Genomic DNA, 21,464 nt, shown 5'->3' on the forward strand with positions numbered 1-21,464 from the left:
TCCCGAATTTTTTAATAAAGTATCGAAAATTGTACGCGTTATGCATAAACTTTATTAACTATATATCTCAGGAAAACTCTAATGAGCAAAAAGTACACGAGAGTTTCGGTAGCTCTTGACAAAAAGACGGAAGAGATGCTCAATATACTCGTCCGAAAAAAGAACACAACTGTTTCTGAAATTATAAGAAGAGCCATAAATACATATTTCGAACTTGAGAATGCGACAACAAGAATTACACCGGATGTGACAAAGATATACACGGACTTTCTCTCCGATGGAGAGCACTGTATTGTCGATATAGAGCACTGGACTGCGATGTGGGAGGAGTTGAACAGGAACTCATCGGAAGAATTCTGGGAAATTATGGAGAGGATAGGCTATGAGCATGGGATACAGTATCTGAACAAGGGCATGACCGATGTTTATGATATCTTAAGATACATGGAGGTTGGCAACTGGTTCAGACTCAAGATAGACGGAGAGGGATGCTACACGCTCGTTTTATCCACGCACACATCTCAAAAGTTCCTCAAAGTCTTTCTCGAGAATCTCTTTAAAGCTCAGAATAATCCGGTTGAGATCTATGAAGGATATGGAAAATTGAGAATCGTTAAAGTTAGAAAGAAGGATTAAGCCCTGCAGATCCTGTAGAAGTTCTCGAGGAGCTTAATTCCGTCATCTCCACTCTTTTCCGGATGGAACTGTACACCATAGTAATTGTCCTTGCTTACTGCTGAGGCAAAGGAAATGCCGTAATCTGTTTCTGTTAAAATGAAGCTTTTTTCAGTTTCAAGGAAGTAGGAATGGACGAAATAGAAGAATGTTCCACTCTCTATTCCATGCAGTAGTTCATTATCCTTAACGATCTCGATCTGATTCCACCCCATGTGCGGGATCTTTCCAACATCATCCTGGAATTTCCTAACGACTCCGGGAATTATGTTCAGACATTCAACCTCTCCGCCTTCATAGCTAAGGGTTGCGAACAACTGCATTCCAAGGCAGATTCCCAGCACAGGTACATCCGTGCTTTTTATGAATTCCTTCAATTCTTTTAGTTTCTCCATTGCCGGCCTAACAGCACCCACACCGGGCAGAACGATTCCAGAAGAGTTCTTCAGATCTTCCAAATCTCTTGTTATCTTCGTTTTTGCCCCGACCATCTCAAGGGCTTTTTTTATACTCTTTAGATTCCCTACACCATAATCAACAATCGAGATCACTTTAGAGAAGAGATTTCGGAGACTTAAAAAAATTTCGGGAAGGTGCTGGGACTATTATGAAATAACTTTAGCCAACAGAACCAGCGTAAGCTAAGGCAACACACCAGAACAACCAAAGTGGATCAAAGGCAATACCCGTAACAAATAGCAGTTCTACAACAAAAATCAAAAATATTGTTGCGATAAAGCTATTCAGATGGTCATGGATGTCTGCCTCGTTGAACTGAAAACCCCGGAAAACATAGGCTTTGTAGCGAGGGTTATGAAAAATTTCGGCTTCAAGAATCTGGTGCTGTACAACTGCAACGTCTCCGATGAGTCATACATCACCGCAAGCCACGCGAAAGATGTGCTTGAGAATGCTCTGATTGTGGAAAACTTGGAGGATTATCTATCGGAAAAGAGCCTCGTTGTTGGAACCACTGGAATAACAACTTTAAGCGATGAAACATATCTAAGAAAACCGGTTTTCTATCCGGATGAGCTATCAGAGCATTTGAAGGGTAAGGCACCATCAATATCGATTCTTTTTGGCAGGGAGGACTATGGGCTTTACAATGAGGAGATAAAGCTGTGTGATGTGCTGGTTTCAGTTCCAACCAGCCCGGAATACCCGGTCATGAATGTGAGTCATGCTGTGGCCGTGCTTCTTTATGAGCTAAGGGGAGAAGCTTATAAGATCGAGGAGAAATGCTATGTTAAAAATGCCGAGATAGACAGGCTTATATCATACTTCGAAGATTTACTCAATGTTGTGAGGTATCCGAAGCACAGAATACCGAGAACGCTGCTGATGCTGAAGAGAGTGAATTCAAGGGCTTTGATGACCAAAAACGAATATACAACCTACCTGGGTGTTGTGAGGAAGATTAAAGAATACATTGAAAAATTGGGAAGATTCGATGGAAATGAGAAGCGATAGGATCAAGCCGGACAAATGGATTTTGATGCTCTTTATCGGGATAGTCGCAACCCTCTCACTGATGGTGTACTTCTTCTCCCCCTTGCTAGATGGAATACTGATGGGAGTAGCTTTCTCTTATGTTGCGAAGCCGATCAAAAAGAAGCTGGACACTAAAATGAACAAAAACGTATCATCCCTCATAGCAACCCTGATTATTCTCGTCCCTGTTTCAATTCTGCTCTTTTATGGAATATTTCAGGGAATAATGCAGGCTGCGAACATCATAACCCACCAGAAAGAATTTCAGGATCAGATAATAGACATCCTCAAGGACTCTGGCCTGAGCGAGTACTATATAAAGCAGATCGAGTCCTTCATACCGAATATACTTTCCTTCATTTCCAAGAACATTTTGCAAATGAGCGCGATAGACCTCACTTTCAAGATAATCTCATTTGTCATGAACTTCTTCATCTCGATGGTCGTTTGCTTTTATGCCCTTGCTGATGGAGACACCTTCATCAAAAAATCCCTGAGAATAATCCCGGATGAGTACAGAACCAAGTTCGGCAACTTCATAGAGGAAGTTGACAACGTTTTTCTGGGCTTGTGGTTTGGGAATTTCGCTGTTGCCGTTTTGATAGGTATAGCAAGCATACCTTTCTTCCTGGCATTCAACATTCCATACACTGCCCTCCTATCTGGCTTGATTTTCCTCGCAGCTTTGATACCGGTTTTCGCTGAGTGGATGGTTTTAATTCCGGTTACGATCTACATAGCCCTGCAGAGCGTGCATGCTGCGATATGGTTCATTGTTCTGGGTGCGATCTTTCTTTACATACTTCCGGAGCTCATTCTCAGGCCATACCTTTTGTCATACACATCAAGAATTCATCCTCTGATAATCCTCCTGTCTTTCATTGGGGGAGGTATGGTTGCTGGAGTAACGGGTTTCTTCTTAGCCCCGATGATAGCCGGTTTGGTTACAGCAATATACAACATCTACACGAGATAGCTTTTTCATCTCACTTTTTCTTACTTTACCCAGACCTCTTGCCCTGTTCAATGGATATCAGCCTTTTCTTGCCGAGGTCATGCATTGCGTGCGACTTCCATAACTTCATTCAACCTTCTTTCAAGCCTTTTATAACCTTCACCCTACTTAACCAATTCTTCCAGTTAGATACCTCTCCGTTAGTTTTTCTCTTGGATTCTCAAAGATCTGTTCAACCTCTCCGACTTCTATGAGCTCTCCCATATACAAGAAGGCGACATAATCGGACACTCTTGCAGCCTGTGAAGGAGAATGTGTTACAATAACAATCGTATAATCTCTTTTCAGTTCGTATATCAAATCCTCGATTTTTTCTGTAGCTACTGGATCGAGATTGGCTGTAGGTTCATCCATTAAGATTACTTCAGGTTTTAAAGCCAAGGCTCTTGCAATACACAATCTCTGCTGTTGCCCACCGCTTAGAGATGTTGCAGGAGCTTCTAACCTATCTTTGACCTCATCCCAAAGTGCAGATTTTTTCAAAGCCCACTTAACTCGCTCCATGATTTCTTTCTTAGACTTTAAAACCCTGTTTAGCCTCAATCCTATTGCAACATTGTCGAAAACGCTCAGGTGAGGAAAAGGGTTTACTTGCTGAAAAACCATACCTATTCTCTTTCTTACCTCAACTGGATTCATTTCAAAGATACTCTTACCATAAAGCCTGATATCTCCTTTTACCCTTGCAGATTCATTCAACTCGAGCAGTCTGTTTAATGCCCTTAGAAAGGTAGATTTTCCACACCCACTTGGGCCCATTATCGCAAATACCCTTTTCTCAGGAATCTTGAGATTTATTTCCTTTATCACATGGCTACTCCTGTAATAGATGTGAAGATTTTCGGTAACTATTGCGTTCATAGCTTAACCTCCTTAATCTTCAACCTTATCGGGATGAAGATCCCAAGGAAGATTAACATGAGCACTAAGGCAGCCCCCCATGCGATCTGGTGGTAATTTTCGTAGGGTTGCTGGATTAGATTGTAGATTAGCAGTGGAATCGCTCCAACAGGTTTATCCAAACCAGCAAAGTATATCCTGCTCGAGCCCCCAGCGGAGAACAGCAGAGGAGCGGTCTCTCCAGCAACCTTTGCCATTCCGATCAGAACTCCTGTTAGGATACCCTTTCTTGCCATCTTCATCAGTATATGAAAGACAACCTTGAATCTCGACAGTCCTAGGCTAAATCCGGCCTCTCTGTAGGTGAACGGAATTTCTTTCAAAGCTTCCTCAGTTGAGATAGCAACATACGGCATCATGACGATTGCAAGGGCAAAAGCTCCAGCTAATGCTGAGTAAGATCCCATTGGAATCACAACAACCTGCATCACAAAAACACCAACAAGTATCGTCGGAAACTCAAGCATGATCTGTAAGAGGGTTTTTGTCAGCCTGCCAAGAATGCTGTTGGGATATTCGGCAGAGTATATTCCTGCAAGAATTGCTATGGGCAAACCTATTAGCGATGAGAGGAATACGAGGACGAAGGTTCCAGCTATTGCGGGGCCTATCCCACCGAGCCCATCGTTTGGTGCGGGTAGTGAACCCAGAAGAAACTCTATGCTCAGAGCAGGAATGCCCCTCACGATTACGCTGTAGATTATGTGGAAAAGAGGTATTATTGCTGCAGCGGTGAACACGGCTATGCTGATGAGGAAAATCTTCTCTTTGATGATTCTGATTGTTAGGCTGTTTGTTAGACTGTTTGTTGCATTTTTTGGGCTATCCATGCTTCCACCTCTTCAGCATATACATTCCGAGTATGTTGACTGCTAGGCCTATCAAGAAAAGCGATAAACCTGCAGAAAACAGCGCACTCGTCATATACCTGTAAATGAACGCATTTCCGAACTGATTTGCTATCAGAGATGATATCGTGTATCCGGGAGCGAAAAGGCTCGGATGTATGTTGAATGTGTTTCCAACCACCAGACTAACAGCCACGGTCTCCCCAATAGCCCTTCCGAAAGCGAGGATGATTCCAGCCACAATTGCTGGCTTGATGTATCCGAGCAGAATCTTTGTAGCTTCATACCTCGTGGCTCCGAGGCTGAATGCAGCTTCCCTGTATGTGAATGGTACCATTCTGTATGCCTCCCTTATGATTGAGGACGCGAAGGGTGTGACCATAATTCCAAGCAGTATTCCCGCTGACAGATAGCTGTATCCCGACAGTGGCTCGAAGGAGAAAAGAGGTATGAATGACAACAGTCTGTACAGCGGATACATTATGAAGTCCCTGAGAAATGGAATGAGTATAAAAGCCCCCCATATTCCGTATATCACTGTTGGCATCCCGGCCATGATATCGTTCATTATAATGAGCCACTCTTTGAGCCTCTCTGGAGCGTAATCTATAACGAAGACAGCGAAGGATATGGAGAGTGGAAGTGAGAAGATGACGGCGAGGATTGATGTGTAAAGGCTTCCATATATTGCTGATAGGACACCGTACCTTTCTTTCTCTGGATCCTCTGAAGCTACCCACTGATTTGTTGTGTAGATGCTCAGTCCCTGTCTGTGGAAGACCTCTACTGAGTTTATGATATATACTGATAGCATCAGCACAAATATTCCGAAAATTATGGCTGTAAAGGGTAGCAAGCCCAGCTTGAACCTCTCCATATGCTCCCAAAAATTTAAGTTAAATTTAGCTCTTCGAGCAACCTTTCAGCAAGCTCGTTCGGCAAACCAACATATCCGGTGACGATGTTCTCGTCTTTCTGCCCGTCGGTGAGAATCCACTTTACGAAATCCTTGATAGCCCTCTCTTTCGCTTTGTCGATGTAGCTGTCCCATATTATCATGTGGCTGAACGCAACTATGGGGTAAGATTTCTCGCCATCTGCATTGAGCATAGCTCTGAGGTTTTCTTTGTAGCCCTCTCTTACAGAGGGTATGCTGTAGCTAACTCTCGAAACTGCAGATTTTATCGTCTCTTCTGAGGCTGTAACGAACTTTCCAGCCTTGTTTTTCAGTGCAACTGTTTTGAGATTCTCTTTGTAAACATACGCAAGCTCAGTGTATCCTATGGAGTACCTGTTGTTCTTGATTGCTGTAACGACTCCCTGATTGCCCTTTCCACCTATTCCTCTACCAGTTTCATCAACGGGCCACTCTACAGTCTTTCCGGAACCCACCTTCTCAGCCCAGTCATCGCTTGAAAGGCTCAGGTACTCTGTGAAAACTGATGTCGTTCCGCTGCTGTCACTCCTATGCACGACAATGATCCTCTCGTGTGGCAGGTTTGCTGATGGATTCAGGGACACTATCCTTTCATCGTCCCAGTACTCTATCCTGCCCATGAATATGTCTGCAACAACATCTCCCGTTAGCTTCAGCTCGTCAACTCCCGGAATGTTGTGCACAACCACAACCGCACCGACGATTATCGGAAACTGAAGTGGTTGACCCTTGCTCTCAAGCTCCCTCCATAAGCTCTCTTTTAGAGGTGGGTCACTGCATGCAAAGTCAACAAGCCCATTTTTGAAGTCGTTCTGACCTCCACCACTCCCTTTTCCAGTATATTCGATTCTGACATTTTTGTATGAGTCAATCCATTTCTCGATCTGTGGCTGAGGAAAAGTTGCTCCACTCCCTATTATGGTAACTTCATTGGTGCTTGTGCACCCGGCAATTGTGATTGATATCAGAACTAGGATAACTATTTTCTCGATTCTCCTCATGTCTATCCCCGAAAAGCCCTCATGAGTTGGATACATATCCATTGTCTCAATATTCAATATAAGATAGTCAAACTATATATTGGCATATACTGGTTAGACAATATATACTGGTATATACCAAATTGATTAAATATAATCGGGTTGACGGAACATCATGGTTGAGGTCAGGAAGATATTCTCAAGCGGTAAGAGCAGTTACCTCATCACGCTGCCGAAAGACTGGATAGTCTCCAATGGGCTGAAGGCTGGAGATCAGGTTTTCATGGATGTTGGTAGTGAGAGAATAGTAATATATCCAAAAGAGGCAGTAAGAGCAAGAAAGTATGCAAGCATAGATCTGAGAGAGGCGAACATGGACTCGCTGATAAGGCGGATAATCTCTTACTATGTTGCCGGGTACGACTCCATCTCTGTGAAGATATACAGCAACGAGCAGAGAAATGCGATATCCATAGCCTCTGAAATCCTTATAGGTGTTGAGATAATGGAAGATTTGGGAAGTGAAATACAGATTGAGGTTTTTCTCGATACGGAGAGGCTCAGGCCGATAGAGATAATAGACAGGATAACAAAGATCTGTCAAAGTATATTTTCGGATTTCTGCTTGGCATTTGAGAACTTCGATAAGTACATCTGCACCACCATAATAGCGAGAGAGAACGAGACAGATAAGCTACACTTTCTTGCTTTAAGGCTTCTAAAGCTTGCAGAAAACTATTCTGATCTAAAGGAAAAGTTCCAGCTGGACGGTAAGACAATGGAATACAGGACTGTTGTGAGGGCTCTTGAGAGGATAGCTGACCACTCAGCAATAATCGCTGAATCGCTTTTGTTACTTAAAAAACCCGTTCCAGAGATGTGTGAGATTGCCAACTTTGCCAGAGAGACGGTTCAGATGGCCATCTTCTCTCTCCACAGAGAGGATGCGGAGCTTGCAGAGGAAACTCTCAGCATGGTATCCAAGTACATGGAAAAGGAGAAGAGCTACTATGAAAAAATTCTGGACATGGAGGTCAGAGAGGCTCTGCTCATGAAAACGATACTCGACAGTTTCTTCAGAATTCTCAACTACTCTGCTGACATCGCAGAAGTTGCGATAAATCTGAGTGCCTGATTAGAGATTAGAAACCCTTAAATCTGAAAAATTCCTCCAACGAATGGTGGGTGGTATGCTTCCAGATAAGTTCAAATGTGTTGTGACGAACTGGAATTACATGGACATTCTCTGCAGAAGAGTTGCAGAGCAGGTAAAAGAGGATGGATTCGAGCCAGAAATCATTGTCGCTCTAGCAAGAGGAGGATGGTTTGCCGGGAGGGTTTTGTGCGATCTTCTTGACCTCGATGACCTTACGAGCCTAAAAATCGAGCACTATGTTGGAACTGCAGCGAAAAGCGGAGAGGTCAAGATAAAGTATCCTCTGCCCGATGGATCTGTAGAGGGCAAGAGGGTTCTGATCGTTGATGACATAGCCGATACTGGAGGGAGTTTGAAGACTGCAAAGGAACATGTCATGTCTCAGAACGCTGGGGAGATAAAAACGGCAACCTTACAGCTACTGTATACATCCAAGTTCATTCCTGATTACTTTGGCGAATACATGGAGGAGTGGGCATGGGTGATCTTCCCGTGGAACTTCATTGAGGACATGACGGATATAATATCGCGGCTCATGAGGAAGGAGAAGAAGGACTTCTGGACTGAATGGGATATAAAGTGGGGTTTGTATAGCTACTACCAGATCGACCCGATACATCTGGAGATAGCACAGCCGAACAGATTTTTAGAGGTTATGAAGGAAATGGAGAGAAGAGGGATTGTGAAGGCTGTTGAAGTTGAGGGTAAGTCAGGATGGAGGCTGGTTGAGTGAATGCGGAGATCGGGATAATCGGAGGCACAGGCGTTTACGATCAGTCTGCGTTTGAGAACATAAAGGAGATATCTGTTGACACACCATTCGGAAAACCCTCTTCGGAGATAATTCTGGGTGAGTTTGAAGGCAAAAAGGTTGCATTCCTTCCAAGACACGGAAAGGGACATGTTTTCTCACCCACCAATGTTCCGTACCGGGCCAACATATATGCCATGAAAAAACTCGGTGTGCATACTATTCTCAGCATAGCAGCGGTAGGATCGCTGAAGGAAGAGATAGAACCGCTCGACATCGTGGTTCCGGATCAGATATACGATAGAACGAAGCACAGGATCAGCACATTCTTTGAGGACATCGTTGTTCACATAGGCTTCGCAAACCCGTTCTGTAAAAGGACATCCAGGCTAATCTGTGAGACTGCCAGAAAACTGAACTTCAAGGTCCACGAGGGTGGAACTTATGTCTGCATAGAGGGCCCTCAGTTCTCAACCAAGGCCGAGTCTCAGGTGTATCGAGCTTTAGGGTTCGACATAATCGGAATGACAGCCCTTCCAGAGGCAAAGCTTGCGAGAGAGGCTGAAATCTGTTATGCTACAATAGCAACTGTAACGGACTACGATGTTTGGAAAGAGAGTGAAGTGGATGTTGCAACAGTGCTCGAGTACATGGCGAAGAACGAGGAGAAGGTTAAAACCCTCCTGAGGGAGATAATACCGAAGATAGAAGGGGATGATAGCTGCGAATGCAGAAACTCCCTCAGGTATGCGATTACGACCTCTCCAGATAAAATAAATGAGGAAGCGAAGGAAAAGCTGGGTATATTCATCGGAAGGTATCTGTAGTATTTGCAGCCCTCAGGTATCAAACTTGTATTCCATTCTTTCTTTCCAGTATCCAAGCTCTGACAACATTTTTTCCATTGTCAGCTTATCTATGCGATAGACATTGATAACTCCCAGCAGATCTCCCTTCTCAATAGTGCCATCGATCAATGGCAGAAACACTGCATGGGTGATGTACTTCTCACTGTGGATGTCTGCGATTCCGGGCTGAATAACACCCAGCAGTGTGCCCATATCGTTTTTCATGAGGTACATCGGGGTTATAATCGACCTCTCAGGGAGGATGAAGTCCCTTATCTTCACAATCACGGGCTTTCCTTTTTTGACATATACTCTCTCATCCGCGACTATAATCCCCCATCTGCCAGTGTTCTTTCTTTTGTAGAACACGGGTGGGAAGTATTTCATCTTCTTTTCTTTATCCCCCTCAATTCTGTCAGCATCCAGAAACTTGACTATTCCTTTGGTTATTCTCTTCTCCTTCATCCTTGGCTGGGAAACAGGATGGGTGGCAACGAAGTATATCGATATTGTTCCGAGCAGCTCACTCTTCGATATTTTACCATCAGCAACTGGAATAAAGAGAACCTTGCTTAACACCCTGTCCTCTTCTATTCCGCGAAAGCTGCCTATCAAATCGATAACGCATCCGTCTATGTTGCTGATCAATCCATTCGGAACTGCAATGGTGTTGGATGGCATCTCAACCTGCTTGATCTCCACCTCAACAACCTCTCCTTGCTTGATTTTCTTGCTCTCGTTGCTTATCAGGTATTCTATGTAGCCGTAGTTGCTCCTCCAGTAGCCGTGGGTGGATTTAATGGTTTGGAAAGACTTAATCTCACTATCTGTTCTGGTTTTTATCGTGAACTCGAACAACTCATCTCTGTATGGTGCTTCCGGAACCTCTATTGCTTTCAACCTCGTTATTATCCCGACCCCTATGAAGATTATCTTGATAGTTCCTATAAGATCTCCTTTCTCAACAACTCCATCATCAGAGGCTATAACAAGAGCCTCTCTGATCTCGGATTCACCTTTAGATTCATCTTTATGATCTCCTTTAACATCCAAAACCGTAACCACAGGATGTCTCACAACGCCTATAGAGGAAATCATCGTATTTTTCGGGAGCTTTATCGGCTTTATTTTGATCAGAAACAGCTCGTTTTTTGAAACCTTAACCCTTTCATCAGCCACAAGAAAGCCCCATCTAACATACTCGGACATCTTGAAGCCGAATGGGGTAAACTCCCTAGCCTCTCTGAAAATTCCATCTTTTGTCAGAATTGGAATATTAACTTCCATTGTAAATTGTTAAATAATAAAGTATTAAGCTTTTACATCTCGGTGATCAGGATCTTCCTCAGTCCCTCCACTATCTTTACCTTGTAGCCGAGCTTTTCGAGCAAAGTCTGGAGGTAAATCTTCATGAACTTCTGTTCGTTCCTTGATGATAGCACGAGGGTTATGCTCTTATCTCCATTCATTTTCACCCTGAACAGGTTCTCGTACTCCAAGAACCTGAGTATTTCCGGAAGTGTTTTAAATCCTTTGTTTCTTATCTGCCATGAGTGAGCTTCAGCAATACTCTTTACATTCTCCCAGAACCTATCAGAGGCTTTCTCATTCAATTCATCCAGCATCGCAATCCATAATTCTATATCGAGAATAATATACTCCCTACCATAGAGAAGATCAGAATAGATCTTTATGGAATCTGGATGAATATCCCTTAACATGTAATACTGGGTGATTGCCTGTCTTATTATCTCTGAAGCTGTCCTGTTTTCTTTCTCAACAAGCTCCTCCAGTATTCCGTTAGTCTCCTCATCGATTGCTACTGATAGCCTTCTCAGTTTTCCGCTCATGAAAAATAGTATCATGCAGAATAAATAAAACTTTTTGTTAAATAATATTTCAAAATGTTATTTTTTGTGTCTTAGCACTATTTTACACTACATTTTAGTTTAAATGAATACAATTTCGTAAGAATTAATAACAGTTCAATCAACGCAATATTTTTAAATGATATGGAGTGAAGAAACTGGGTTATGTGGTCTCGGGTGCCTGGAACAGATCTTGAGGCGGCTATTTTGCATTTGTCTTCAATATTGGTCTTCTGATCTATGAAATGGTACATGGAATAAATTCCCATATGCGATCCGGGCTATGGAAAGTAATCGTGGCTTTACTGAGTTTGTGGTATTCACAAATGCAGCAAAGGGAAGGAGTTATATCTAATTATGAAATCCCATTAGAATCTACTGGTCACAACACACAAATTTAACAACCCATTTTAACAACTCTTATTTGAACAGAACCCTACAGGATAAAACTTAATAATATTATCCATTTTAGGACTTTCAATGCCTAAGGAAGAGTGGAAGAAGTGGAGACACATAACGAAACTTGATCCTGATAGAGAGAACAGTGACGAGATAATAAAGGCTGTTGCGGAAAGTGGCACCGATGCGGTGATGGTCTCCGGAACTGAGGGGGTTACGCTTGATAAAGCCAAGAGACTTTTCGATGCGATAAAGGACTACAACCTGCCAATCGTTGTGGAACCTTCTGACCCTCAAAATGTCGTGTATGAAGGCGATTACCTCTTCGTTCCAACAGTATTGAACTCACAGGATTCTGAGTGGATCACAGGAAAACACGCAAAATGGGTCAGCATGCACTTCAACGAGCTGGAGAGGTTCAAGAAGCTCCTCGACAGAGCCATCATCGAGGGATATATTGTTCTGAATCCGGATTCTGCGGTTGCCAAGGTTACAAGATCCATCTGCGATTTGAGTGCGGAGGAGGTTGCCAGTTATGCGATAGTTGGAGAGAGGATATATAATCTCCCCATAATATACATCGAATACAGCGGAACCTACGGAAACCCCGCAGTAGTGAAAAAGGCCTCCGAAGTGCTTGAGAAGGCTGTTCTCGTTTATGGAGGAGGTATAGATAGCAGGGAGAAGGCTATGGAGATGCTCAATTATGCAGACATAATCATCGTCGGGAATGTCATCTACGAGAAGGGAATAGACCGATACCTCGAGACAGTTCCATGAGCAAATTGAAGGCCATCTGGGAGTTGCTGAGGCTCGAGCACGGGTTCATGTATGCCTTTGGTGTAGTCATAGGTATGGTTGTGGTTGCCCGGCTCAGCTTCAATCCCATGCACATGTTCTTTGGTGTGCTGACCGCGATCTTCCTTCAGGCTTCAGCATTTGCCCTGAACGATTATTTCGATTACGAGGTAGATCTTGCCAACAAGAGGATTGATCGGCCACTTGTGAGAGGTGAGCTTTCGAGAAAAACGGCTTTAATCCTGTCCATCATCCTGTTTCCCATTGGAATTTTTTTCGCCTATCTTATAAACCTTCAGGCGTTCATTCTGGCGCTGATAATATCCATTCTTGGCCTTCTGTATGATTTTAAGCTTAAGGAGTTTGGTGTTGCAGGAAACATATACATTGGCTTTACGATGTGTGCACCGTTCATCTTTGGTGGAGTTATTGCTGGTGATATAGGATTGGTCACCGCTGTGCTCTCTCTGATGGCCTTCCTTTCTGGCGTAGCCAGAGAGATCATGAAGGGGATTGAAGATGTTGAAGGAGATTCACTGAGGGATGTAAAAACGGTAGCCAGAACAAAGGGAATAGATGTTGCCGGCAGAATTTCGGCTGCGCTCTTCCTGATCAGCGTTGTTATAAGTCCCATACCCTTTCTGTTCATCAACGAATTCTTCTTGGACTTAAAATATCTCATTCCCGTACTCTTCACGGACATAATCCTGATAAAGATAGCCCACAACCTGCTAAGAGGTGCAAGAAGAGAGGACATATCGAAGTACAGAAAGCAGAGCCTTTTGGCAATGGCTCTCGGATTGGTAGGGTTCCTGGTTGGGGCTTTCTGAGACCGCAATAAATAAATCCTTTTTTGCCAACTGGTTTTCATGATACTCGATGAATCCGAAATCAGAGATGAGCTGATCAGGCAGATATCCCGGCAACTGATGATTACCGCAAGAACCGCGCCCAAAGCCAAGGGTGAAGACTCTCTCGAGATTCTGTATGTGGATGGTGAGGAGAAAGAAAGGATTGCTGAGAAAATGGTGGAGATGAAGGACAGACACAAGGACTTTGTCCGGGATGCTGAAGGGGTTAAAAAAGCTCAGGCTGTTCTGCTCATAGGTGTTTTTGGAGACAGGGTTATTGGTCTGAACTGTGGAGCGTGCGGGCTTACATGTGATGAGATGAAGAAGGCTGAAAAGAAAGAGGGCAAGGATTACAGAGGGCCTATGTGCGCATACAAGCTGATAGATCTTGGCATAGCTCTCGGTTCGGTTGCCAAACTTGCCTCCATTATGGGAGTGGACAATAGGATAATGTACAGGATTGGCACTGCTGCGAGAAAGCTTGGCTATGCTAAGGCGGATATTGTAATGGGAATTCCGCTAACATCTGCAGGAAAGAATCCGTTCTTCGATAGGAAATGATACTCGACTTTCCATCCTCTCCTCTTTCCAGAAAGCTTGCGGAAAAATATGGATATGATGAATTTATAGTACGCAGATGGATCAACTTTTTTGGAGATGAGGCGGTAGAGATAATCGAGGCGATGGAAAAAGTACCGAAGTACATTCGCATCAACACGCTGAAAATTGAGGAGAATGAACTAATCGAAAGGCTTGAAAAGAGAGGATTCATCCTTGAAAAAACTGAAGTGGATTACTGCTACAAAGTTTTGAAAGAGGCGTACTCGATCGGAGCAACTCCGGAATACTTAATGGGCTACTACTATGTTATGGACAAAAGCTCATGCATCCCACCTCTTGCCTTAGAGCCTGAAAAAACCGATGTCGTGATAGACTTCGCATCATCTCCGGGTGGAAAGACAACATTCATCGCGCAGCTAATGGAGAATAAGGGCGTCATCCTCGCCATAGAGGTTCAGAAGGAGAGAATCCCCGCACTTAAGGATAACATACACAGGATGGGTGTTATGAACACGGTAATAGTAAACGCCGACTCAACAAAAATCCATTCAGCAGGAATAAAAGCGGACAGGATATTGCTCGATGCTCCTTGTACTGGAGAGGGAATAATACACAAGGATCCAACAAGAAAGCACAGCAGGGGGGAAAAAGACATAGCATTCTGCTCAGGTCTTCAGTTCTCATTGCTGATTTCTGCAATCAAAACCCTGAGGAGGGGTGGAGTTCTTGTGTACTCTACTTGCTCGATGACTCCAGAGGAGAACGAGATCGTGGTAAGCAAGGTTCTGGACTACTTCGATGGCAGGGTTGAGTTAAGGCTCGAAACAATACCTTATGGAGATAAAGCTTTGATAATGGATGGTGTTAGGGATGAGCTAAAAAATGCAAGAAGGCTCTATCCGCATAAACACCAATGTTCTGGATTTTTCGTTGCAAAAATCAGAAAGCTTTAATTCTCTTGATCTTTTTTGCTGTGTGAATGTATCGCCCTTAATAGCAGATCAACTGTAGATGGTGGAGAGCTTATTGAGAATGGTTGCAGAAAAGACTCTAGAATATAAGCAAGCCATTGCTGGGCAGGGATGAGTTATTTGGAGATGGTCAATCAGGCATTTCAGAACTGGATGGATTACTGGAATGCTAAATTGAAAAGGGTATAGTTTGAGAAGTTAGTTCACTCAGGAGCAAATAAGTTGATTCAAATTCAAATAAACAAGTAAACCTTAAATTATATGCCAAAGTATTCAGTATTCGCTACCTGCAGGTGAAGATCAATGGATGCAGACTCTGAATTTAAAAATATTATAAACCATGTGAAGAAAAAAGTCGATCTAACACCATTACAGCTAAAGATACTCTACAAGATCTCGGAACATGGAGAAGTGAATATGGAGGTCATATCAAAAGAACTCGGGGTGCCAAAATCAACAGTGTACTACAACTACAAGAAGCTCGAGGATTCTGGGTTGATAAGGAAGATAATGGTTGATTTGAACGATGAACTGCTTGGTCTGGACATAACTGCAATCTCTTTTGTTCGTGGGAAATATGCTGGAGCGACTGGCAAGGAGATAGGGGAAAAAATCTCTGCAATACCTGGTGTTGTGGCAGTTTACTATATACTCGGAGATATAGACTATATAGTGATATCCAAAGCCCTGAACAGGGAGGATCTCAAAAGGATTATAGACTCGATAGCGAACATAGAAGGGGTGGAGCGAACCTCCACACAGTACGTTTTAAATGTTATCAAGGAGGAGCGGGATCTACTGAAATGCTATCCTTTTGAGGTTTCAGAAGTGTTGTTTTCGAAGTCTGAGAGGGTTTCCTGATTTTTCTGATTTTTATCGTGTAAGATGTCAGTGAATGATTTGAGTCAGGTGTCCAGCGATCGCAATGCATCTTCAAATCTTACTTACATCGATGTTCAGATTGAGGCTAAGAATTTTACCATCTATCGCATCCAGAATTCTCTTTTCAGCCTCAGTTCCAGCGAAATCTTTCATCCTCTCCGGCTTTGATGGGAGGGGTGGAGCTACATCCTTGAAGAGCAGGAACCACATCTTGTACTTTCCAGCTTTGCTTATCGAGAATGTGTACTTTTTCTCCCACTGTGGAGTCCAGTTGCCCTCGATGTTGATGTTGGTATGGTTCAGGGTTACATTGAACCTGTCGAAGAAGTACATGTGGTGTATCAGGGTTGTGTTGTTGTAGTATGCTGCATTGACGAGCCATATCTCCACAGTATAGTTTACAGTCCTGTACTCGTGGTTTGCAATGCCGATTATTATGGTCGCGTTCTGACCAACCCTCAGCTTGGTTGGATAATCTGCAGCTTTTCCCTTCTCTCCCAGTATGTAGAACTCGGTGAACTTCTCTCCCTGCTTTGGGGTTACTATTATGTATATCAGGGCAGCTATGGATGTTATAATGGCTATCAGGAGAATGACCGTTAAGATCCTGTCAAGCCTGCTCATTTCCTCCCAACCAAGCGAGCTAAAATCGATTCTTGGAATGAATGGATCTCTTGCAATACTTCTTCTATAAATCGATAATAAAGAGAAGGTTATGTTGAAGGTTGCGAGGCTGAGCAGGATCGGTGTGAGCCTTATCCCGAAGGGTGTGTAGTTCAACGCCAGGCCTATAAGTGGAGTTATTGCGATGCTGAGACCGAATGAGAGGGCAACTCTTTCTATGGAATCCAGGTCCTTCTTTTCAGGAAATAAGAAGGTTATTAAAGAGTATCCGGGGAAGAACAGTATGAAGGGGAGCCCGATAACCTTTCTCAAAAAGCTGTCCGGGAACAGATAGATTATCAGGATAAGTATGATCGAGAATGATGAAAGCAATATCAGATCCCAGGACTTGGACAACCTTTTACCCATACGCTGAAAACTCTTGGACTCATAAATAAATTTAACTGAATAAAACCCAATCAGAAAAATTTTTCTCCTGATTAATAACTCAAAAATCATGGCATACATACTCGAGATAAACTCTAAGAGGCCGATTATAAAGGATGGAGTTTTCATTGCTGAGAATGCAACCATAGCTGGGGATGTTGAGATAGGCAGGGAATCAAGCGTGTGGTACAATGCTGTTCTTAGAGGAGATCTTGAGAGGATAGTTGTTGGTGAGAAGACTAACATTCAGGACAACGCTGTTGTGCATGTGGATAAGGGGTTTCCTACAGAGATCGGGGATAGGGTTACAATTGGCCACTCAGCGGTCATTCATGGATGCATAATTGAAAGCGATGTTGTGATTGGGTTGAACTCTGCAATCCTCAATGGTGCGAAAATATCCGAGAACAGTATTGTCGCTGCTGGAGCGGTGGTGACGGGAAAGAAGTACCCTCCAAACTCACTGCTGATGGGAATTCCGGCCAAGGTTGTCAGGGAAGTCACAGAAGATGAAGTTAAGAGTCTGATAGAGAGAAGCTGGAAAGAATACAGGGAGCTTGCAGAATTACATATTGCCTCGAAGAGAAGTTGAGGTTTGGGCTATTGATACTCCAATTCGGCTCATAATCCAATCCGACATAATCCAACGGCATAACCTATAACTACAATTCAAACAACTTTTTTCGATGTTGAGGATTGTGCCAGATAAGCCATTGATCGAGATCAGGGGGAGAGAACGCTGGATAGTTCTGGCAGATCTACATCTTGGTTTGGTTCACTTTGACAGGAAAGTGATTGAAAACGCTGTCAGAGCGGCTGAGGGCTATGATGGGGTAATCCTGCTTGGAGACGTGAAGCACGACATTGGCCTGAGGTTGAGGGAGTTGAAGGAAGTCGAGAACCTGAAAGATAATCTGCTCAATCTTGGCATTGATGAAGGCAACATCGTGCTGGTTAAGGGAAATCACGATGGAGGAATTGATGAGGTTATCAAGACTGAGGGCTTTTTCATTTCAAAGGATACGGGCTTTTTCCATGGACACAGGAAGCCTCCAGAAGAGGTGCTGGAGTCGAGAAACATCGTGTTCGCTCACATACATCCGGCTGTTTTTATTCAGGATGTCGTTGGCGGGTTCAAAAGGAGGGTCTGGCTTTCCGGAAAGTGGGGTGATAGAAATGTTACGGTTATGCCCGCCTTCAACGATCTGTGCTCATCACTCGCAGTAAATCTTGAAAAGAAAATCATTCAGCAGTACAAACTCTCAAATTTCGATGTCTTTTTGCTTGACGGGACTAAACTTGGAAGGATAGAGAACATCTGATGACTATTTTTCCATAATCTCGAACCCTAAACCTTTCAGAACTCTCAAAGCTCTGTCTAAGTCCTTTTCCCTGATAAGTATGCTGTCTGTTGAGTACGAAGATATCACAAAGATGCTTATATTTTCATCTGCCATGGCTGTTGAGATCTTGGCTATGAAACCGACCACATCGAAGGGTAGAATGAGGTCGAAGGTTATGAGCCTGAAGTCTCTTTCAGCTTCAGCATAGCCTATCTTTTCAAGCTCACTCTCCCTGAGGACCACGGTAATTTCACCTCTGTCTCTGATTATGGCAAAGAACTCACCATCGAGATTAACACTGTCAATCCTGTCAGCTTTGACCACAGCGAATTTGTCTTTGTAGAGGATAGCTTTCATAACTATATTACACCACAAATATTTTAATTGCTTTCGTTGAACTAAGCTCATGTCAATTGATTACGATAAACTTGGATTGAAAGTTGGTATCGAGATCCATCAACAGCTTGATACTGAAAGAAAACTATTCTGCAACTGTCCAACCTTTCATAGGGATGTTGAAGATTCAAATTTTGAATTCTTCAGGTATTTGCGAGCCAAGAAAAGCGAAATGGGTGAAGAAGATAGAGCAGCTAAAGAAGAAGTTTTGAGGAGTAAGAAGTTCATCTACAAGTTTTACGACACCACATGTTTAGTTGAGGCTGATGAGGAGCCGCCCACCGAGATTAACAGAGAGGCTTTGAAAATAGCGATTCAGGTTGCGAAGATGCTGAACATGGATGTTGTGGATGAGATTCATGTGATGAGGAAGATAGTGATTGACGGCAGCAACACAACAGGTTTTCAGAGGACCGCTCTTGTTGCTTTAAACGGCCACCTGGATATAGGCGACAAAAGGATTGGAGTATCCACACTCTGCGTTGAGGAGGAAGCCTGCAGAAAGGTTGAAGAGGGGGAGGGTTATGTTGTTTACTCCCTCGATAGGCTTGGCATTCCTCTAATAGAGATCGGGACAGATCCTGACATAACAAACCCTGATGAGGCGATGGAAACTGCAAGAAAGCTTGGAATGATCCTGAGATCGACCGGGAAAGTCAAGAGAGGTCTGGGAACGATAAGGCAGGATGTGAACATAAGCATCAAAGATGGTGCGAGGGTTGAGATAAAAGGTGTTCAGGAACTCGATATTCTGGCAAAAATCGTTGAATATGAGGTGATAAGGCAGATAAATCTGCTCAAGATCAGAGATGAGCTGAAATCGAGGAATGCAGAGGTTGTTCACGAGGTTTATGATGTGAGGGAGGTATTTAAGGATACAAAATCGAAGATACTCAGGAAGGCAGGGTTCATTGGAGCGATCGTTTTGAGGAAGTTTGCGGGCATAGTAGGCAGAGAGATCCAGCCGAACAGAAGGCTTGGGACAGAGTTCTCTGATATTGCTAAAACATTCGGATTGGGAGGGATATTTCATACAGACGAGCTACCGGCGTATGGTATCAGCAAAGAGGAGGTTGAAAAGCTTAGAGAGTATCTGAATGCTGGTGAGGAGGATGCTGTAATCCTGGCTGGAGGTAGCAGAGACAGGGTTATAAAAGCTTTGGAGAGGATATGTGAGAGGGCTGAAGCCTGTCTGCATGGCATTCCGGAGGAGACAAGAAAGGCCAATGAAGACGGAACAACCTCCTACCTGAGACCTTTACCTGGTTCAGCCAGAATGTATCCGGAGACGGATGTATCTTCGGTTGTTGTTGATGAAGAACTGCTGGATGTTGAGATCCCGGAGCTTATTGAGGAGAGAGCTAGGAGATATAGAGAAATGGGACTGTCAGAAGATTTAGCCAGCATCATCGCTGACTCTCCTTACTACGATGTCTTTGAAGAATATTCAAAGCATCTGGCTCCCGCTTTGGTGGCGAGAGTTTTGCACCTAACCCCATCAGAGCTGAAAAAGGATGGCTTTGATGTATCTAGGCTTGAGAGGATGCACTTCGTTGTAACACTTGATCTACTAAAGGATGGAAAGATTGCAAAGGAGGGCGTTTACGAGGTGCTGAAAATATTCTGTTCCAATCCATCTGCGAGTGAGGAAGAAATAATCGAGATGGTTGGTGGAACTGAAGATCTGGAAAAAGACCTCGAATCCTTTATATCCAGTTTGATAACCGAGAAGTCAGATTTCATTAGAGAAAGAGGAATTAATGCCTTCAAACCACTCATGGGCCTGGTTATGAAGGAGTTTCGAGGTAAAATTGATGGAAAGGTAATTGCCGACAAGCTTAAAGCAAAAATTGAGGAGTTTCTGGGGGGTTAAACTTATGAAAGTCAAGATTGGAAGTTTTAGCAAGCATGATGGAAACGAGATTGCTGAGGAACTGAAAAAAATGGGTTTGAATGTGGAAGTTAAAAGATATATCGAGGTTACCTATGAAGAACTAACCTTTCTTGAAGGAAATTTAAGCAAATTAAAGGAGATGAACCTCCCTGAGGTGAGTAAGTGGGAGGAATACATCAATGCTGCGAAGGAAATCATCGAACAGGGCATTGAAGAGGGTATGATGATTAAGGAGTTTAAAGATAAGTTCATGGAAAGGTTTCTTCCAGAAGGGGGAAAGGATATCTCCGAGATAATTAAGCTGAAAATTGAAGCGGGAGAAAGTGTGGATGAGGAGGAGATAAAAAAGGCTCTCGATTTTTCCATAAAAAAAGCTCTTTTGAGTTATCCAATTGAGAAAATACTCGAGCTGGTTGAGGTTCAGAATGATGAGGATAAGATCGAGAAAAGAATTCCGGATGACCCGTATCTGAGTATCCCTGTTATGGATTTTGAAGGTGATTTACCAGAAGGTGTTGAGGTTTCGAGCAGGATTGAAGCGATGGTTGATGAGATGGTTGATATCTACACCAATGTTGCTGATATCCTGAACCTGGATGAAAGGGTTGAGGAACTCGACATGGATACTGCCACTTCTCTAATGGCAATGTATTCTCTGCTGGTTAGAGTTCTCGAGGAGGCGAAAGAAAAAAAGAGCATAGAGAAGTTCATTTCAGAGAACATGGAAATGGAAGTAGAGGATATGCATATCCTGGTCACAAAAGAAGCTTTTGCAGAGATTCTCAGAGATCTCGAGAAGGCAAAACTTCTGAAAATCAAAAAGGGCAAGGTGATATTAAGATAGTTC

The 21,464-nt window shown here is 43.3% G+C and carries 24 protein-coding genes; 15 read left to right on the plus strand and 9 right to left on the minus strand.

What is annotated here, in order from left to right; genetic code table 11:
• Positions 1–81 precede the first annotated feature (81 nt).
• Positions 82–636: a ribbon-helix-helix protein, CopG family gene (locus tag ASULF_RS02125; RefSeq protein ID WP_015590051.1), complete on the plus strand. Its 555-nt coding sequence runs from the start codon at positions 82–84 to the stop codon at positions 634–636.
• Here the strand turns inward: ASULF_RS02125 and hisH are convergent.
• Complete coding sequence (gene hisH / locus ASULF_RS02130; RefSeq protein WP_015590052.1) at positions 633–1,226, minus strand: imidazole glycerol phosphate synthase subunit HisH; 594 nt, start codon at positions 1,224–1,226, stop codon at positions 633–635. The two genes, ASULF_RS02125 and hisH, sit on opposite strands and share 4 nt — an antisense overlap.
• 202 nt (positions 1,227–1,428) lie before the next feature.
• Between hisH and ASULF_RS02135 the strand changes: the two genes are divergently transcribed.
• On the plus strand, positions 1,429–2,148 hold the full coding sequence (locus ASULF_RS02135) for an RNA methyltransferase (RefSeq protein ID WP_236609699.1): 720 nt from the start codon (positions 1,429–1,431) through the stop codon (positions 2,146–2,148).
• Positions 2,129–3,145 carry an AI-2E family transporter gene (locus ASULF_RS02140; RefSeq protein ID WP_236609700.1) on the plus strand — a complete coding sequence of 339 codons (1,017 nt, stop codon included), beginning with the start codon at positions 2,129–2,131 and terminating at the stop codon, positions 3,143–3,145. Before ASULF_RS02135 ends, ASULF_RS02140 begins: the two co-directional genes overlap by 20 nt.
• 147 nt (positions 3,146–3,292) lie before the next feature.
• Here the strand turns inward: ASULF_RS02140 and ASULF_RS02145 are convergent, their stop codons facing one another.
• From ASULF_RS02145 to pstS, 4 genes are read right to left on the minus strand one after another with little or no spacing between them, the layout of a single operon-like run.
• A complete protein-coding gene (locus tag ASULF_RS02145; RefSeq protein ID WP_015590055.1) occupies positions 3,293–4,045 on the minus strand; it encodes a phosphate ABC transporter ATP-binding protein in 753 nt (250 codons plus the stop codon).
• The gene (gene pstA / locus ASULF_RS02150) at positions 4,042–4,914 is read right to left on the minus strand and encodes a phosphate ABC transporter permease PstA (RefSeq protein ID WP_015590056.1); all 873 of its coding nucleotides are present in this window, start codon (positions 4,912–4,914) and stop codon (positions 4,042–4,044) included. Before pstA ends, ASULF_RS02145 begins: the two co-directional genes overlap by 4 nt.
• The gene (gene pstC / locus ASULF_RS02155; RefSeq protein ID WP_015590057.1) at positions 4,907–5,809 is read right to left on the minus strand and encodes a phosphate ABC transporter permease subunit PstC; all 903 of its coding nucleotides are present in this window, start codon (positions 5,807–5,809) and stop codon (positions 4,907–4,909) included. The genes pstA and pstC overlap by 8 nt, the downstream gene beginning before the upstream one ends.
• 14 nt (positions 5,810–5,823) lie before the next feature.
• Positions 5,824–6,870 (minus strand): phosphate ABC transporter substrate-binding protein PstS, encoded by a 1,047-nt coding sequence (pstS, locus tag ASULF_RS02160; RefSeq protein WP_048098272.1) that lies wholly within the window; start codon positions 6,868–6,870, stop codon positions 5,824–5,826.
• 154 nt (positions 6,871–7,024) lie between these two features.
• Here pstS and ASULF_RS02165 point away from each other — a divergent pair, with 154 nt between their 5' ends.
• From ASULF_RS02165 to mtnP, 3 genes are read left to right on the plus strand one after another with little or no spacing between them, the layout of a single operon-like run.
• A complete protein-coding gene (locus tag ASULF_RS02165) occupies positions 7,025–7,984 on the plus strand; it encodes a phosphate signaling complex PhoU family protein (protein ID WP_015590059.1) in 960 nt (319 codons plus the stop codon).
• A 55-nt stretch (positions 7,985–8,039) separates the two neighbouring features.
• On the plus strand, positions 8,040–8,738 hold the full coding sequence (locus ASULF_RS02170; protein WP_015590060.1) for a phosphoribosyltransferase: 699 nt from the start codon (positions 8,040–8,042) through the stop codon (positions 8,736–8,738).
• The gene (gene mtnP / locus ASULF_RS02175; RefSeq protein ID WP_015590061.1) at positions 8,735–9,583 is read left to right on the plus strand and encodes an S-methyl-5'-thioadenosine phosphorylase; all 849 of its coding nucleotides are present in this window, start codon (positions 8,735–8,737) and stop codon (positions 9,581–9,583) included. Before ASULF_RS02170 ends, mtnP begins: the two co-directional genes overlap by 4 nt.
• Positions 9,584–9,595: 12 nt before the next feature.
• On the opposite strand, the gene ASULF_RS02180 is transcribed toward mtnP, so the two are convergent.
• On the minus strand, positions 9,596–10,891 hold the full coding sequence (locus ASULF_RS02180) for a DUF22 domain-containing protein (protein ID WP_015590062.1): 1,296 nt from the start codon (positions 10,889–10,891) through the stop codon (positions 9,596–9,598).
• 32 nt (positions 10,892–10,923) lie between these two features.
• Entirely contained in the window at positions 10,924–11,454 is a 531-nt protein-coding gene (locus ASULF_RS02185; protein WP_048098089.1) for a ribbon-helix-helix protein, CopG family, read from the minus strand.
• 498 nt (positions 11,455–11,952) lie between these two features.
• On the opposite strand from ASULF_RS02185, the gene ASULF_RS02190 reads away from it, so the two are divergent.
• The 5 genes from ASULF_RS02190 (at position 11,953) to ASULF_RS02210 (ending at position 15,913) form a co-directional block, all read left to right on the plus strand.
• Complete coding sequence (locus ASULF_RS02190) at positions 11,953–12,651, plus strand: phosphoglycerol geranylgeranyltransferase (RefSeq protein WP_015590064.1); 699 nt, start codon at positions 11,953–11,955, stop codon at positions 12,649–12,651.
• Positions 12,648–13,499, plus strand: coding sequence for a UbiA family prenyltransferase (locus ASULF_RS02195; protein WP_015590065.1), 852 nt, complete (start codon positions 12,648–12,650; stop codon positions 13,497–13,499). Before ASULF_RS02190 ends, ASULF_RS02195 begins: the two co-directional genes overlap by 4 nt.
• Before the next feature lie 39 nt (positions 13,500–13,538).
• Complete coding sequence (locus tag ASULF_RS02200; RefSeq protein WP_015590066.1) at positions 13,539–14,081, plus strand: ferredoxin domain-containing protein; 543 nt, start codon at positions 13,539–13,541, stop codon at positions 14,079–14,081.
• A complete protein-coding gene (locus ASULF_RS02205; protein ID WP_015590067.1) occupies positions 14,078–15,034 on the plus strand; it encodes an NOL1/NOP2/sun family putative RNA methylase in 957 nt (318 codons plus the stop codon). The genes ASULF_RS02200 and ASULF_RS02205 overlap by 4 nt, the downstream gene beginning before the upstream one ends.
• Positions 15,035–15,355: 321 nt before the next feature.
• The gene (locus tag ASULF_RS02210) at positions 15,356–15,913 is read left to right on the plus strand and encodes an Lrp/AsnC family transcriptional regulator (RefSeq protein ID WP_015590068.1); all 558 of its coding nucleotides are present in this window, start codon (positions 15,356–15,358) and stop codon (positions 15,911–15,913) included.
• A gap of 72 nt (positions 15,914–15,985) precedes the next feature.
• On the opposite strand, the gene ASULF_RS02215 is transcribed toward ASULF_RS02210, so the two are convergent.
• Entirely contained in the window at positions 15,986–16,966 is a 981-nt protein-coding gene (locus ASULF_RS02215; RefSeq protein WP_015590069.1) for a DUF1616 domain-containing protein, read from the minus strand.
• An 88-nt stretch (positions 16,967–17,054) separates the two neighbouring features.
• On the opposite strand from ASULF_RS02215, the gene ASULF_RS02220 reads away from it, so the two are divergent.
• Both ASULF_RS02220 and ASULF_RS02225 read left to right on the plus strand, forming a co-directional pair.
• Positions 17,055–17,576 (plus strand): gamma carbonic anhydrase family protein, encoded by a 522-nt coding sequence (locus tag ASULF_RS02220; protein WP_015590070.1) that lies wholly within the window; start codon positions 17,055–17,057, stop codon positions 17,574–17,576.
• A gap of 94 nt (positions 17,577–17,670) precedes the next feature.
• On the plus strand, positions 17,671–18,306 hold the full coding sequence (locus tag ASULF_RS02225) for a metallophosphoesterase family protein (protein ID WP_015590071.1): 636 nt from the start codon (positions 17,671–17,673) through the stop codon (positions 18,304–18,306).
• A 3-nt stretch (positions 18,307–18,309) separates the two neighbouring features.
• Here the strand turns inward: ASULF_RS02225 and ASULF_RS02230 are convergent, their stop codons facing one another.
• Complete coding sequence (locus ASULF_RS02230) at positions 18,310–18,684, minus strand: ACT domain-containing protein (RefSeq protein ID WP_015590072.1); 375 nt, start codon at positions 18,682–18,684, stop codon at positions 18,310–18,312.
• A 49-nt stretch (positions 18,685–18,733) separates the two neighbouring features.
• On the opposite strand from ASULF_RS02230, the gene gatE reads away from it, so the two are divergent.
• Both gatE and ASULF_RS02240 read left to right on the plus strand, forming a co-directional pair.
• Positions 18,734–20,596: a Glu-tRNA(Gln) amidotransferase subunit GatE gene (gene gatE, locus ASULF_RS02235; protein ID WP_015590073.1), complete on the plus strand. Its 1,863-nt coding sequence runs from the start codon at positions 18,734–18,736 to the stop codon at positions 20,594–20,596.
• 4 nt (positions 20,597–20,600) lie between these two features.
• Positions 20,601–21,461 (plus strand): hypothetical protein, encoded by an 861-nt coding sequence (locus ASULF_RS02240; RefSeq protein WP_015590074.1) that lies wholly within the window; start codon positions 20,601–20,603, stop codon positions 21,459–21,461.
• Positions 21,462–21,464: the final 3 nt, after the last annotated feature.

It is taken from the genome of Archaeoglobus sulfaticallidus PM70-1, from assembly GCF_000385565.1.
Classification (GTDB): Archaea; Halobacteriota; Archaeoglobi; order Archaeoglobales; family Archaeoglobaceae; genus Archaeoglobus_A; species Archaeoglobus_A sulfaticallidus.

Coding starts and splice junctions, on each gene's coding strand:
- ASULF_RS02125 (WP_015590051.1), top strand. CDS start 82: ATGAGCAAAAAGTACACGAGAGTTTCGGTAGCTCTTGACAAAAAGACG.
- ASULF_RS02135 (WP_236609699.1), top strand. CDS start 1,429: ATGGATGTCTGCCTCGTTGAACTGAAAACCCCGGAAAACATAGGCTTT.
- ASULF_RS02140 (WP_236609700.1), top strand. CDS start 2,129: ATGGAAATGAGAAGCGATAGGATCAAGCCGGACAAATGGATTTTGATG.
- ASULF_RS02145 (WP_015590055.1), bottom strand. CDS start 4,045: ATGAACGCAATAGTTACCGAAAATCTTCACATCTATTACAGGAGTAGC.
- pstA (WP_015590056.1), bottom strand. CDS start 4,914: ATGGATAGCCCAAAAAATGCAACAAACAGTCTAACAAACAGCCTAACA.
- pstC (WP_015590057.1), bottom strand. CDS start 5,809: ATGGAGAGGTTCAAGCTGGGCTTGCTACCCTTTACAGCCATAATTTTC.
- pstS (WP_048098272.1), bottom strand. CDS start 6,870: ATGAGGAGAATCGAGAAAATAGTTATCCTAGTTCTGATATCAATCACA.
- ASULF_RS02165 (WP_015590059.1), top strand. CDS start 7,025: ATGGTTGAGGTCAGGAAGATATTCTCAAGCGGTAAGAGCAGTTACCTC.
- ASULF_RS02170 (WP_015590060.1), top strand. CDS start 8,040: ATGCTTCCAGATAAGTTCAAATGTGTTGTGACGAACTGGAATTACATG.
- ASULF_RS02180 (WP_015590062.1), bottom strand. CDS start 10,891: ATGGAAGTTAATATTCCAATTCTGACAAAAGATGGAATTTTCAGAGAG.
- ASULF_RS02185 (WP_048098089.1), bottom strand. CDS start 11,454: ATGAGCGGAAAACTGAGAAGGCTATCAGTAGCAATCGATGAGGAGACT.
- ASULF_RS02190 (WP_015590064.1), top strand. CDS start 11,953: ATGCCTAAGGAAGAGTGGAAGAAGTGGAGACACATAACGAAACTTGAT.
- ASULF_RS02195 (WP_015590065.1), top strand. CDS start 12,648: ATGAGCAAATTGAAGGCCATCTGGGAGTTGCTGAGGCTCGAGCACGGG.
- ASULF_RS02200 (WP_015590066.1), top strand. CDS start 13,539: ATGATACTCGATGAATCCGAAATCAGAGATGAGCTGATCAGGCAGATA.
- ASULF_RS02205 (WP_015590067.1), top strand. CDS start 14,078: ATGATACTCGACTTTCCATCCTCTCCTCTTTCCAGAAAGCTTGCGGAA.
- ASULF_RS02210 (WP_015590068.1), top strand. CDS start 15,356: ATGGATGCAGACTCTGAATTTAAAAATATTATAAACCATGTGAAGAAA.
- ASULF_RS02215 (WP_015590069.1), bottom strand. CDS start 16,966: ATGGGTAAAAGGTTGTCCAAGTCCTGGGATCTGATATTGCTTTCATCA.
- ASULF_RS02220 (WP_015590070.1), top strand. CDS start 17,055: ATGGCATACATACTCGAGATAAACTCTAAGAGGCCGATTATAAAGGAT.
- ASULF_RS02225 (WP_015590071.1), top strand. CDS start 17,671: ATGTTGAGGATTGTGCCAGATAAGCCATTGATCGAGATCAGGGGGAGA.
- ASULF_RS02230 (WP_015590072.1), bottom strand. CDS start 18,684: ATGAAAGCTATCCTCTACAAAGACAAATTCGCTGTGGTCAAAGCTGAC.
- gatE (WP_015590073.1), top strand. CDS start 18,734: ATGTCAATTGATTACGATAAACTTGGATTGAAAGTTGGTATCGAGATC.
- ASULF_RS02240 (WP_015590074.1), top strand. CDS start 20,601: ATGAAAGTCAAGATTGGAAGTTTTAGCAAGCATGATGGAAACGAGATT.